Origin of the sequence: Agathobaculum sp. Marseille-P7918 (assembly GCF_964248325.1) — a bacterium.
Lineage (GTDB): Bacteria > Bacillota > Clostridia > Oscillospirales > Butyricicoccaceae > Agathobaculum.
This window is the reverse complement of sequence record NZ_CAXTXI010000004.1, coordinates 218008-231032: the sequence shown is the minus strand read 5'-3', so window position 1 is coordinate 231032 and position 13025 is coordinate 218008. Positions and strand designations below refer to the sequence as shown.

At 54.2% G+C, this 13025-nt stretch carries 9 protein-coding genes and 1 tRNA gene; 6 read left to right on the top strand and 4 right to left on the bottom strand.

All coding sequences use genetic code 11. From position 1 onward, the window contains the following. The first annotated feature begins 255 nt into the window (after positions 1–255). Together ACESSO_RS08130 and ACESSO_RS08125 are read left to right on the top strand one after the other, a co-directional pair. Positions 256–996, top strand: a complete 741-nt coding sequence (locus tag ACESSO_RS08130; protein WP_373164543.1) for a tRNA 2-thiocytidine biosynthesis TtcA family protein — start codon at positions 256–258, stop codon at positions 994–996. A gap of 121 nt (positions 997–1117) precedes the next feature. Beyond that, positions 1118–3094, top strand: a complete 1977-nt coding sequence (locus ACESSO_RS08125) for a fructose-1,6-bisphosphatase (protein WP_373164542.1) — start codon at positions 1118–1120, stop codon at positions 3092–3094. 71 nt (positions 3095–3165) lie between these two features. Here ACESSO_RS08125 and ACESSO_RS08120 read toward each other — a convergent pair whose 3' ends face one another. Continuing rightward, positions 3166–4944 carry an S-layer homology domain-containing protein gene (locus ACESSO_RS08120; protein WP_373164541.1) on the bottom strand — a complete coding sequence of 593 codons (1779 nt, stop codon included), beginning with the start codon at positions 4942–4944 and terminating at the stop codon, positions 3166–3168. 7 nt (positions 4945–4951) lie between these two features. Then, entirely contained in the window at positions 4952–5860 is a 909-nt protein-coding gene (locus ACESSO_RS08115; protein ID WP_373164540.1) for a hypothetical protein, read from the bottom strand. A 491-nt stretch (positions 5861–6351) separates the two neighbouring features. Here ACESSO_RS08115 and ACESSO_RS08110 point away from each other — a divergent pair, with 491 nt between their 5' ends. After that, on the top strand, positions 6352–8262 hold the full coding sequence (locus ACESSO_RS08110; RefSeq protein WP_373164538.1) for an acyl-CoA dehydrogenase family protein: 1911 nt from the start codon (positions 6352–6354) through the stop codon (positions 8260–8262). A gap of 23 nt (positions 8263–8285) precedes the next feature. Continuing rightward, a complete protein-coding gene (locus ACESSO_RS08105) occupies positions 8286–9500 on the top strand; it encodes an FprA family A-type flavoprotein (protein WP_373164537.1) in 1215 nt (404 codons plus the stop codon). Positions 9501–9644: 144 nt separating this feature from the next. Here ACESSO_RS08105 and ACESSO_RS08100 read toward each other — a convergent pair whose 3' ends face one another. Beyond that, the gene (locus tag ACESSO_RS08100; protein WP_373164536.1) at positions 9645–10217 is read right to left on the bottom strand and encodes a biotin transporter BioY; all 573 of its coding nucleotides are present in this window, start codon (positions 10215–10217) and stop codon (positions 9645–9647) included. 136 nt (positions 10218–10353) lie between these two features. On the opposite strand from ACESSO_RS08100, the gene ACESSO_RS08095 reads away from it, so the two are divergent. Continuing rightward, positions 10354–10427, top strand: a tRNA-Gly gene (locus ACESSO_RS08095). 217 nt (positions 10428–10644) lie between these two features. After that, positions 10645–11499 carry a hypothetical protein gene (locus ACESSO_RS08090; protein ID WP_373164535.1) on the top strand — a complete coding sequence of 285 codons (855 nt, stop codon included), beginning with the start codon at positions 10645–10647 and terminating at the stop codon, positions 11497–11499. Between the two features lie 75 nt (positions 11500–11574). On the opposite strand, the gene ACESSO_RS08085 is transcribed toward ACESSO_RS08090, so the two are convergent. Continuing rightward, positions 11575–13017, bottom strand: a complete 1443-nt coding sequence (locus ACESSO_RS08085; RefSeq protein ID WP_373164534.1) for an N-acetylmuramoyl-L-alanine amidase — start codon at positions 13015–13017, stop codon at positions 11575–11577. Between the last annotated feature and the right edge of the window lie 8 nt (positions 13018–13025).

Here is a 13025-nt window from a genome sequence, read left to right as displayed (position 1 = left end):
ATCAAAAATTATTTTGACAACATTTTCATGCACTCTAAGCGAGCATATCTATTAAAACACATCGTTTTACGCAAGTCAAGCGGAAATTTCAAAATTTATCTCAAATCCGCGTAGAACTCTTTTATTTTCATATATTCTCTTTCAATCTCTCGTTTTCTCATTTCTTAATTCAAATTTTTCATTTGCGTCCGCACCGGTTTTCTGTTATAAATAATTGTATTTGAATTCATTTTACGAAAAACCGGAGACAAAACCATGCAGAAAATGCTCTCTTATGTCCGCCGAGCGGTGGACCATTACCATATGATTGAGGACGGCGACCGCATTGCCGTCGGCGTATCGGGCGGCAAGGATTCGCTCACGCTGCTGGTTGCGCTGGCAAAGCTGCGCGCCTTTTACCCCAAGAAATTTGAAGTCGTCGCCATTACGCTTGAAATGGGCTATGACGAGATGGACTTTTCTCCCGTACAGACGCTGTGCGACGAGCTGGGCGTGGACTACATCCGCATCCCGACGCAAATCGGCCCTATCATCTTCGACATCCGCAAGGAGGAGAATCCCTGCGCGCTGTGCGCCAAGATGCGCCGCGGCGCGCTGCACGAGGCAGCGCTGGCCGCAGGCTGCAAAAAAGTCGCGCTCGGCCACCACTTTGACGACGTAGTCGAAACCTATATGCTGTCCCTGTTCTACGAGGGACGCATCTCCTGCTTCCAGCCGGTCACCTTCCTCGACCGTACAGGCATCACGCTCATCCGTCCGCTGCTGTATACACCCGAGTATTACGTCCGCTCGTTCGCGCAGCGGCACGCGCTGCCCATTGTGCACAACCCCTGTCCAGCCGACGGCAACACCAAGCGGCAGGAGATTAAGGACCTGCTCAAAAACCTCGAACAGACCATGCCCGGCCTGCGCGATCGCATTTTCGGCGCCATCCAGCGCTATCCCCTGCAGGGCTGGTCGCCCGACCGCACCCGCACGCCCAAGCGACCCAAATAGTTTTTTGCCGCTGTCCCGCGACCGGAGACGGCGGTTTTCTTCGATTTTACAGAAATCCCTTTGTGTTTCCCTCTGTTTTATGGCATACTAAAGAAAAGAGGAATCAGAGAGGAGTTTTCCCATGGACAACCGCACCGACCGTCAAAAATATCTGCGTCTGCTCGCGCTGCAATACCCCAATGTGCGCGCGGCCAGCAGTGAAATCATCCATCTACAGGCCATTCTCAGCCTGCCCAAGGGCACCGAGCACTTCATGAGCGATCTGCACGGCGAAGCGGACGCCTTTGTACATATTCTCAACAACGCCTCGGGCGCGGTTCGAGAAAAGGTGGACATCGTGCTGCGCGACAGTCTGCCCGCCGACGAGCGCGCCAAGCTTGCCACGCTCATTTACTACCCGGAAGAAAAGCTCGAGGAACTGGTCGCAGCCTCGCCCGACCGCGCCGAATGGTACCGCATCACGCTCAGCCGTCTGCTTGAAATCTGCCGTCTGTGCGCCTCCAAGTATACACGCGCCAAGGTGCGCCGCGCCCTGCCGCGCTGGAACGGCGACATTATCAACGAACTGCTCAACAAGAACAACGATATCTATAATAAGCGCGAATACTTTGACACGGTTATCTCCTCCATCATCGAAACCGACCGTGCCGAGGAGTTTATCATCTCGATGTGCAACCTCATCAAGCGGCTGGTGGTCGACCACCTGCACATCGTCGGCGATATTTTCGACCGTGGTCCGCGCGCAGATATCATCATGGACATGCTCATGGAGCACCATTCGGTCGATATCCAGTGGGGCAACCACGACGTACTGTGGATGGGCGCCGCTACCGGCAGCCGCACCTGTATTGCAACCGTTTTGAGCAACTCCATTACTTACAACAATCTGGATGTCATTGAAACCGGTTACGGCATCAGCCTGCGCCCGCTTGCGCTGTTTGCGGACGAAACCTACCGCGGCCGCGACGTATCCTGTTTCATGCCCAAGACGCTGGAACCGGCCGAGCAGACCGGCGTAGATACTGCGCGCGCCGCACGCATGCACAAGGCGATTGCCGTCATCCAGTTCAAGCTCGAAGGACAGACCATCCGGCGCAACCCTTCTTTCCACATGAACGACCGTCTGCTGCTTGACAAGATTGACTTTGCAAAGGGTACAGTTACGCTGCCGACCGGCGAATACAAGCTGCGCGACTGCGACTTCCCGACCATCGACCCGGAAGACCCCTACCGCCTGACCCCCGAAGAGCATGCGCTGATGGCACAGCTGAAAAACTCCTTCCTGCGCAGCGAAAAATTGCAGCGCCACATCGGCTTCCTCTATTCCAAAGGCGGGCTGTACAAGTGTTTCAACGGCAATTTGCTGTTCCATGGCTGCATCCCAATGGATGACAAGGGTGAGTTTCTGCAATTCTCGTTCGGCGGACAACAGTTATCCGGCAAGGCGCTGATGGACTGGTGCGAAACCGTCGCACGCGAGGGTTACTATGCACGCGAGGGCACGGAAGAGCGGCAGTTCGGCAAGGATTTTCTGTGGTTCCTCTGGTGCGGACGCAACTCGCCCTCCTTCGGGCGCGACCACATCGCCACCTTTGAACGCCGCCTGATCGAGGATAAATCCACATGGGCCGAGCCGAAAAACCCCTACTACTCCTTCTACAATGAGGACGCTGCCTGTGTGCGCATCCTGCAGGAATTCGGCCTGGAGGGCGATCACTGCCACATTGTCAACGGCCATGTGCCGGTGAAAACCAAGGACGGCGAAAGCCCCATCAAGGCGGGCGGCCGTTTGATTGTAATTGACGGCGGCTTCTGCCGCGCCTATCAGCCGACCACCGGCATCGCAGGCTATACGCTGGTATTTGACTCGTGGGGCATCCACATCACCGCGCACGAGCCGTTCCCCGGCAAGGAGACCGCCATCCGCGACAACAAGGATATTCTGTCCACTTCCATGGCGTTCGACCGTTCGGAAAACCGCATCCGCATCTGCGAAACCGATGTCGGCCATGCGCTTCAGCAGACCATAGACGATCTGAAAGAACTGCTTGCGGCGTTCCGCCGCGGCGAAATCAAAGAGGACAACCGCGACAATTAACGCGCGATAAAGAGGTAAAAAAGGCGCGCAGCCTATCGGCTGCGCGCCTTTTATTTGCTTTTTCTACAGCTTTACTCTGCCGCCGCGAAGGACAGGAAATTGTCCGCGTAGTAGTCGCCGTTTTCGTCGTCCAGAACCACGCAGATGAGGTTGCCGCTGCTCTCCACGCGCACCTTATCCGGATTCACGCCAACGCATACCCACTTGAACGGGTCGATACTCTCCGCTATCTTTGCCTTGGCCGCTTCCATATCCGCGCCCTCCGGCATCCGCAGCAGGACAATCGAATGCGCCTGCGAGGAAATCATGGCCTCAGATGCGAGACCGGCCTCAAACTTCACATCCTCCGTGCCAAGATACCAGGTCAGCGGCTGCATCGTGCCATCCGCACCCATACCGTTATACAGCACGGTCTGACCAACCATGATGTCCTTCTTGTCGCCGTAGATCTTATCCATCAGCGCCACCAGAGAAGCATCAGCTTCCGGCGTTTCCGGCTCGACGGGCTGCTCCGGCTCCTCTGCCTTCTTGTAGCCCCACTCGGCTTCGCCGTACTTCTTCATAAACAGATCATAGTTTTCGCCGTAACGCTGCGCATACACGCTCTCAATCTGCGGGTCGAAGGTGTAGGCCACGCCGTCAATCGTAATCTCTGTCCATGCGTGTACGGACTCGCTGCCCTTCGGGGACACGCCCGTGCCGACAACGGCCTTGGCATCATAGCCCACCTGACGGGCGAGATATGTGAACACACTCGACCACGAGTAGCAGTTGCCGCGCTTATCGGTCAGCATCTTGATGGCCTGCTCGATCTCCCAGCCGTCCTTGGAGGTATCGACCGTACCGATGCCCAGATAACCAAAGGTTTTCTTGGCGTAGTCATAAACCGCGCGCAGCTTTTCCATCTGCGTCATCTTATCATTGACCACACCCGCGACTGCCTGCGTCAGCAGCTTGTCCAGCTCCTCCGAGCCGGTTGTATAGCGGCCGTTGCGGTCCAGCTCCAGACCGTCCACCGTGGTGTTGTAATCGAACTGCTGCGCGCCGTTGACGTGGAACAGCAAACCGTTGATGTTATGCCAGCCTTCCGCCAGTGTGGTGGTTTCCTTGTCGTACGAAGTCCAGTGCTCTACGCTGTCGGTCAGCTCATATTCGTGGTCGGTCGTCGCCTCCAGCATCGCCAGATACGCCCAATGCGTGTCCGGCACGTCCGGCATCACGCGGATACCCTCGCCGGTGGACGCCATCACCGCATCGCCCGTGCGGCCCAGAATGCGATTGAGTACGGTCACCGCCTCCGCGCGGGTAATCGAATCATCCGGACGGAACAGGCCGGACGGGTCGCCTGCAACCCAGCCCTGTGCCAGTGCGGTCTGCACCGCGTTATACGCCCAGTGGGTCTTGGGTACATCCGAAAAGCTGCCCTCGGTGCCGATATCATCGTGCGGGATGCGGGACAGGATGGTGACAAACTCGGCGCGCGTAATGTTTGCGTCCGGGCGGAACGTGCCATCGCTGTAACCGCCCACGAGCGAATAGCCGGTCATCTCTCCAACTGCCGCGGCATACCACGCGTTCTGCGGCACATCAGTGAACAGGTAATCCCCGCCGCCGGAGGACTCGGTCAGAAGCGAGGAAATCAGCTTGCAGGCCTCGGCACGGGTAATCGGCGCATCCGGACGGAACGTGCCGTCCGCATAGCCATTCATATACTGCATATGGTCGGTCGTGTTGAGTACCGGCGCTTTTATCGGAGCCTGATCGTTCATCGCGGCCGCACACGCAGAAATCGGCAGCGCGGAAATCGCCACCAGAGCGGCGAGAGACGCCGCGGTCACTTGCTTTTTCATGAGAAAACTACTCCTTTTCGTCGTTCTGATTGATTGGACGGGACTGGTCCGCATTTGGTTCCCTGTCCGGAGCATTTTTCTTTGATTCTTTTTGTTCCTGTTCGTTCTTCTGCGTGTCAAGCACAATCGGAATCAGCGACGCGGCGAGCTTGCCCTTGCCGCGTGTTTTTACGTAAAAATAACCAATAATGGAAAACGCCACCGCACCGATAAAATTGACCTGCAAATCCTTCATCGTATCGATAAGGCCGATATCCAGATAGCCGCCCGGAAACTGCATCCAGTCCTCTCCGTTGACGACCAAGCTTTCCACCTGCACATGCTCGACATTATTCAGACCATCTGGATTGAGCGAGACCGAATTGATGTTCTGCACGATGAAGTCCTTTTGCATATCGGTTCCCAACATCTGATCCGCGCCAAACTCAAAAAATTCCCACAAAACGCCAACCGTCATCGAAAAGCAGAACGCCACGATTGCCAGAAACAGCGGCGACAGCTTAAAAGTAAACCGCTCGCTGCGATTAAACAAATCCACCAGCGCAAAGCCGACCGCCGCAACCAGAAAACCGTTAATGGTGTGCAGCATGGTGTCCCACCCGGGAATAATCGTGTAAAACGAGTTGATTTCCCCGAGGATTTCCGCAGCGAAAATAAAGCAGTAAATAATGGCTTCCATCAGCGGCGGAATATCAATGTCCAGACTGCGCTCAATCAGCACCGGTACGCAAAACAGCACCAGCGACAGCACACAGACGAACATATTTTCATACCGGTGCATGAATGCCGCACGCACAAAGGTCAATACAATGAAAAACGAAAGAACACCGCGGATGGTCAGTCGCCGGCGTGTCCGGTGACGCTTTTCCAGATTCTGTTCCGCAGATAATTTTTTGCCTTGCGGTTGCTTCGGCATAGAAATCCCTCCCAATCCAGTCAATATCTATCTATGATAGAGTATAACACAGCGCATTGCAAAAGAAAAGATCGCCAAAGCACCTTTTTGTACGATATAACAAGAAAAGAAGCGAAAGAAGCCAATGTTTCCACCCTATTTTGTGCGCAGCGTTGGGCATATTCTGCCAGCCCCCCGACGGTATTTTCCCCCCTATGCAGGCGAGAATGAACGGCAGTCTCTCAATGCTGCTTTATGCCTGTGCCTCCCCCCTGTTCCCCTTCTGCACCACATACTTTTCCCATCCAAAACCACCTCTTTTTTACTTTATAGTCGAAACGTGCCAGTTTTATTTATGCATTTTATATAAATAATTATTTATATATAAATTTTTATTGGGAATTTTGTGCAAATTGCACTTGACTAAAACAATACCTTTATGGTACTCTTTTGTTATCAGTTAAGGATAATACATATCATTTAAAAGCAATGCTGATTAAGGAGGTTTCCCCATGTTGTTCCGAACCACCGACGCGCATGAGAAACTGCGCGCTGAAATCCGCGCTTTTGCGGAAAGCGAGGTAAAGCCACAGGCTTTCCTCATGGACAAAGAAAACGAATTCCCGGCGGAAGCTGTCAAGAAAATGGGCGAGCTCGGTTTTATGGGGCTGCCTTACCCCAAGGAGTACGGCGGCGCCGGTCTGGATGTGCTGAGCTACGCGATTGCGGTTGAAGAGCTTTCGCGCGTGGACGGCGGCACGGGCGTTATCCTGTCCGCCCATGTATCGCTCGGTTCCTGGCCGATTTTCGCTTTCGGCACCGAGGAGCAGAAGCAAAAATACCTTGTTCCGCTGGCAAAGGGCGAAAAAATCGGCGCGTTCGGCCTGACCGAACCCAATGCCGGCTCGGACGCGGGCGGCACCGAGACCACCGCCATTGACAAGGGCGACTATTACCTGCTCAACGGCGGCAAGATTTTCATCACCAACGCCCCCAAGGCGGATACTTATGTTGTGTTCGCAGTCACCACACCGGATATCGGCACCCGCGGCATCTCGGCGTTCATCGTCGAAAAGGGCTGGGAAGGCTTCACCTTCGGCGACCATTATGACAAAATGGGCATCCGCTCCTCGTCCACCGCGGAGCTGATTTTCAACGACGTCAAGGTCCCCAAGGAAAACCTGCTCGGCAAGGAAGGCCAGGGCTTCAAAATCGCCATGGCAACGCTGGACGGCGGACGCATCGGTATCGCGTCGCAGGCGCTCGGCATCGCGCAGGGCGCATACGAAGCGGCAGTCGACTACGCAAAGGAACGCGTCCAGTTCGGCAAGCCGATCGGCTTCCAGCAGGCGCTCTCGTTCAAAATCGCGGATATGGCGACCAAGCTGCGCTGCGCGCGCATGCTGGTTTACTCCGCAGCTGAGCTGAAGGAAGCGCACGAACCGTACGCCACGGAAGCTGCCATGGCTAAGATGTACGCATCCGATATTTCGCTTGAAGTGACCAATGATGCACTGCAAATCTTCGGCGGCACCGGCTTCCTCAAGGGCATGGATGTGGAGCGCATGTACCGCGACGCTAAGATCACCACGATCTATGAGGGTACCAACGAAATTCAGCGCGTCGTTATCGCTGCAAACATCTTGGGCAAGCCGCCCAAGAGCGAAGGCGGCTCGTCCAGCCGTCCGAAGAAGCCCGCACCGGTGACCGGCGTGCGCAAGCGCAACATCCTCAAGGAGGGTTCTTCGGAAGAGAAGGTCGCAGCACTGGTTGCGGCACTGCAGAAGGACGGCCACGACTTTACGGTCGGCATCCCGATCGACACCCCGATTACGCAGGCCGAACGTGTGGTTTCCGCCGGTCAGGGCATCGGCAGCAAGGAAAACATGAAGCTGGTTGAGGATTTGGCACGCGCTGCTGGTGCTGCGGTCGGTTCCTCCCGTCCGGTTGCGGAAACGCTCAAATATGTGCCGCTTGACCGCTATGTCGGCATGTCCGGTCAGAAGTTCAAGGGCAATCTGTACATCGCCTGCGGTATTTCGGGCGCCATTCAGCACCTCAAGGGCATCAAGGACGCCTCCACTATCGTGGCAATCAATAAGAACGGCAATGCACCCATTTTCAAGAATTGTGACTACGGCATTGTGGGCGATGTCAACGAGATCCTGCCGCTGCTGACTGCCGCGCTTGATACCGGCGAAAAGCAGCCCGCTCCGCCCATGGTTAAGATGAAGCGCCCGCCCGTGCCCAAGCCCGAGCCGATCGGCAAGCGCTATGTCTGCGGCGGCTGCGGCTACGAATATGTCCCCGAACTGGGTGACGAGGACGCCGAAATCGCTCCCGGCACGCTGTTTGAAAAGCTGCCTGAGGACTGGGTATGCCCGGAATGCGGCGAAGGCAAAGAGATGTTCATTGAAGGCTGACCGGAAAATAAGGAGGAGAATATATGTACTGCGTACGCAATGTAACGGACGATCTCTATTGGGTCGGCGCGAACGACCATCGTCTTGCTTTGTTTGAAAATATCCACCCCATCCCGCGCGGCGTATCCTACAACGCGTATCTGCTGCTTGACGAGCAGACCGTACTGTTTGACACGGTCGACTGGTCGGCCTGCCGCCAGCTGCTGGAAAACATCGAGCACCTGCTGGACGGTCGTCCGCTGGATTATCTGGTCATCAACCACATGGAGCCTGACCACGGCGCTTCCATTGAGGAGGTTTTGATTCGTTATCCGTCCGTCAAGGTAATTTCCACCGAAAAGGCATTCATGCTCATGCGCCAGTTTGGCTTTGATATCGACGACCACGAACTCATCGAGGTCAAGGAAGGCGACACGCAGAGCTTCGGCAAGCATGTGGTGACCTTTGTCGCCGCGCCCATGGTACACTGGCCCGAGGCTATGGTGACCTTTGATACCACCAACGGCGTGCTGTTCTCGGCTGATGCGTTCGGTTCGTTCGGCGCTCTGGACGGCAAGCTGTTCGCGGACGAAGTCAACTTTGACCGCGACTGGATTGACGATGCCCGCCGCTATCTGACCAACATCGTCGGCAAGTACGGCCCTCACGTTCAGCTGCTGCTCAAAAAGGCGGCCGGCATTCTGGACCAAATCAAGTTTATCTGCCCGCTGCACGGTCCAGTCTGGCGCAAGGATTTGGGATACTTCATTGACAAGTACGACCACTGGAGCCGCTATGAGCCGGAAGAAAAGGGCGTCATGATCGTATACGCCTCGATGTACGGCAACACAGAGGCTGCGGCGCAGGCACTGGCAAGCCGTCTGTGCGAAAAAGGCGTAACCAATGTTTGGCTGTACGATGTTTCCAACACCCATGTTTCCTACCTGATTTCCGAAACCTTCCGCCTGAGCCATGTTGTGCTGGCATCCGTCACGTATAACCTGGGCATCTATCCGGTCATGCATAATTACCTGATGGATATGAAGGCACTTAACCTGCAGAACCGCACCTTTGCCATCATTGAGAACGGTTCGTGGGCGGTTAAATCAGGCGACCTGATGCAGAAGTTTATCGACGAGGAGCTCAAGAATATGACCGTGCTCAATGAGCGTTTGTCTATGGCCTCCGCACTGCTTCCCGACAAGGCTAGCGAGCTGGACGCACTGGCAGATGTCATCGTCGAATCGGTCAACCAGTAAGCAACCCTCTATTTTGGTTCGGAGCACCAAAAAATCACATAAACTCCCAAAAAAGCGCTGCCCCGCCGGATCATACCGGACGGGGCAGCGCTTTTGCACATGTGAAACATGTATTCTACAGGAATTGCTATGCTATCTACCGGCTCACGCTGCCGGTACACGATAGGTCCCCACTACAGGAACCAAACGCGCCGCCAGTACGGCTGCCGCCAATGCCTTGGCAATGTCCACGCCAATGGTCGGCACAAAACAGGTGACAAACAGGGTCCACATGCCGATGGGGTCATTGAGGTAAAACGCCTTGACACCCCAGAACCAAACCATGCCAATCACGTACACAACCACGATGTTAACCAGCGCGGCAACCACATAAGTACCGAAGCACCGTTTGGGTGCGCGCTGCACAATGAGACCGGCCACCAGCGCCCCCAGCGCAAAGCCAATGATACAGCCAAAGGTCGGCTGGAAAATATACTGCGGTCCGCCGCCGCCCGTAAAAATCGGCAATCCTGCCAGCCCCAGCACCATATAAGCGGTGCATGCCAACGTGCCATAGCGCGGTCCCAACAGCAAACCGGCCATGGTCGTAAACAAGGTTTGCAGCGTAAACGGCCACAGCGGAATTGGGATGCGGATAAATGCGCCGACCGCCACCAGAGCGGTGAACAATGCGCTGAGCACCAGCATTCGGGTGTTTGGTCTTTGATTCTGCTCCATGAGAATACTCCTTTTCCGTTTTTCGGTACGAGTATATCATACGTTCGCCGCATTGTCAACTCATTTAGAAATTTTGGTTTACGTTTACTTATTCTTGACAAAGCGCTGCCATTTCAGTATAATAAAATTACTGTTTGCGGGTGTAGTTCATCGGTAGAACGGCAGCTTCCCAAGCTGCATAGGTGGGTTCGACTCCCATCATCCGCTCCAAACAAAAACCCCCGAAATACCGGGGGTTTTTCATTTTCTCCAGATATGGTGCGGGTTTTAACGATTGCGCACATAACTTTTAGTTACGATAATAAACCACTAAAATACAATCAAAAACCGCATGATGCAACACGAAAATGCAACACGATATAAGGCGTGTTGCATCTTCTCCGCAAGCACAGAAGAATCTATTTTTATGTGAGGGAGCTATTTAATCGTGAATAAAATGATCAAAATCTTTGATATCGAATCGTATCCTCCGCATTTAGTTCGGCTGATAGATCAGCAGAGAGATTTATTCATCGATTACTATGAAAAAGACCGACACACATCCAATAAACTTCCACCAGTTGCTTGGTGGCTTCAAGAAAACTATAAAACTCATAGCAAATATCAGAAATTACAAAGAGACGTTTATGACCAATTAAATGGATGTTGGATCGAAGGTTTTCATATCACGCGAGCATTCCCTGATGGCGACTTCCTCAAAAAGTACTATTGGAAACAAGGTCTACGTTTACCAGATCGTGTTTTTACAAAGGAATATATCGCTGATATCTTATCAAGAATAGATGGCAGTCCAAATGAAAAGGCTTCTTTTCGGGAATATTTCAAAAACCGATATCAAGATGACACAGGACATGACGATGCAGACCTTTCCTTTTCTTCCCGTAAGGAAACGATTTCTATTTTTTCAGCTAATTCTAATTTCGCATTATACGACTTTTCTGATAATATGTCCTTCTTATATGGGAAAAATGTTCTTGGGGAAATCAACAGAGACCATATGGATACAATTAAAAAAAGTACATTATATCAATCGTTAATCCAGCGTACCTGTCCCCATATAATCCAACTTCGTTTTCGAATTACAGAAACCATGAATGGCTCTTCCGAATATTCAAGAGACTTTGTGCTAAATCAACTCATTGGTATTTTAGCCAGCAAACATTTTTTACTCGACAGCTGGGGTATAAATAAAGATAACAGTATATTTTTTGCTCATCTGAAAAGCGAAATCCCCCCTGAGCAAATCCTTTCGATAGAAAAGCTCCCTCAAGGCACACTGTAATCTTCATTTTCGAGAATCACAGGCAAAAGCCCCGACCTCTCGGTCGGGGCTTTCCCGTGTCCAAATTGAACACACTTATTTGCTCTCTGCTACCGCCGCGCGACGAGCAACAATCGCCGCCTGCAGCGCCTCATGACGCATATTGACGTCATCGGGGTTGCCGTCCGTGCCGCCGTTGATAGCGCCGCTGTCGAGCATCTCGCGCACGTCCTGCTGCCAATAGCTCGGCACGTCGTCGATGGTCTTGTACAGCGGGTTGACCTTGTTGTACATTGCCTCAAATTCTGCCTGCGTCACACTATCTGCTCCCTTCTCTGGCTCTGCCGGTTCATCGTCCGGATCTTCCTCCGGCTCGTCGTAGGCCAGACCGAGCGTATCGAGAATACCCTTCGCATACGCCACGCCAAACGCCTGCTGCTCAGCCAGCGTGTCGGCCTGCGCGGCGTCCGCCTTAGTGTCGACGAACACGCCCTCGCAAATGACCGCCGGTGCAGCCGTCTCACGGATAAAGGCATAGTAATCGCCGCTCGTGCCCTGTCTGGTTTTCACACCGCGGCTGTTCTGGCCCATGGCCTTGACGTGCTTCTCGATGTTCTGCGCGAGCGTCTTACCCGTGCCGCCGTGGATCGTGTGGAACACCTCGAAGCCGTCACCGCCGCCACTGTTATTGTGCACGTCAATCGCCAAATCGGGCGCGTAAGCGTTGCACTCCGCAACCTCCTGGCTGACCGTGTCGTCCTCGTCCTTGGTGCGGGACATGCACACATCCACGCCATAAGCCGTCAGAAAATCGCGGCACGCGGTCGCCATTGTGAGGTTAATATCCTTCTCAACCAGATAACCGACCGCGCCGGGGTCGCTGCCGCCGTGGCCAACACCGATAAATACCTTTTTCTTGCCCATAGGTTGCTCCTCCTTGTTCTTCTTTCTCATACATACTACGCTGCACACTGGTCTGCCGTCCGTGCCCTCTTTCTCCGGGGCGAACAGATAGCCGTCCAAAACGCGGTACATGCCAGTGCTGCCGCCCGCGTCCTGCACCAGCAGCAGCTTAATATTATGTTGTTTTGCCGCATAGCGCGCCACCTGCTCCTCGGTGCAGCCGTCCGAGGACTGCACGACGATGATGCGGCCGTCAGCCAGCACGCCAATCATGTTGCGGCTGCGGTAGGTGGACTTGTCCAGCCCGGACAGCACCACGCCATCCTGCACTGCCACCTTGACGCCCGCGACCACATTTCCGGGGCTGACCGTCAGGCGTTCCGCCGTTCCACCATAGCCGCAATCCACGTTCTTGGCGCGTAAGTATTGCAGCGTGCGGCCTTTAATCACACCGTACTGGTCGCTGCCGCTGCCGGTCATGTTGAACAGACAGAGGTTGTACACCACGTCAGCCTGCTCCTCTGCCGCCCACTGTTTGAGCGTTTTGGCGGGCTTGCTGGCCGCGCCGTAAGGTGTCGCTGCAAACCAGATGCCATACTCCTTCGGGTCGTAAATATCGCAACGAATGCTGCTCATATCTGCAC

Coding starts and splice junctions, on each gene's coding strand:
- ACESSO_RS08100 (WP_373164536.1), bottom strand. CDS start 10,217: ATGGAGCAGAATCAAAGACCAAACACCCGAATGCTGGTGCTCAGCGCA.
- ACESSO_RS08105 (WP_373164537.1), top strand. CDS start 8,286: ATGTACTGCGTACGCAATGTAACGGACGATCTCTATTGGGTCGGCGCG.
- ACESSO_RS08115 (WP_373164540.1), bottom strand. CDS start 5,860: ATGCCGAAGCAACCGCAAGGCAAAAAATTATCTGCGGAACAGAATCTG.
- ACESSO_RS08110 (WP_373164538.1), top strand. CDS start 6,352: ATGTTGTTCCGAACCACCGACGCGCATGAGAAACTGCGCGCTGAAATC.
- ACESSO_RS08120 (WP_373164541.1), bottom strand. CDS start 4,944: ATGAAAAAGCAAGTGACCGCGGCGTCTCTCGCCGCTCTGGTGGCGATT.
- ACESSO_RS08130 (WP_373164543.1), top strand. CDS start 256: ATGCAGAAAATGCTCTCTTATGTCCGCCGAGCGGTGGACCATTACCAT.
- ACESSO_RS08125 (WP_373164542.1), top strand. CDS start 1,118: ATGGACAACCGCACCGACCGTCAAAAATATCTGCGTCTGCTCGCGCTG.
- ACESSO_RS08085 (WP_373164534.1), bottom strand. CDS start 13,017: ATGAGCAGCATTCGTTGCGATATTTACGACCCGAAGGAGTATGGCATC.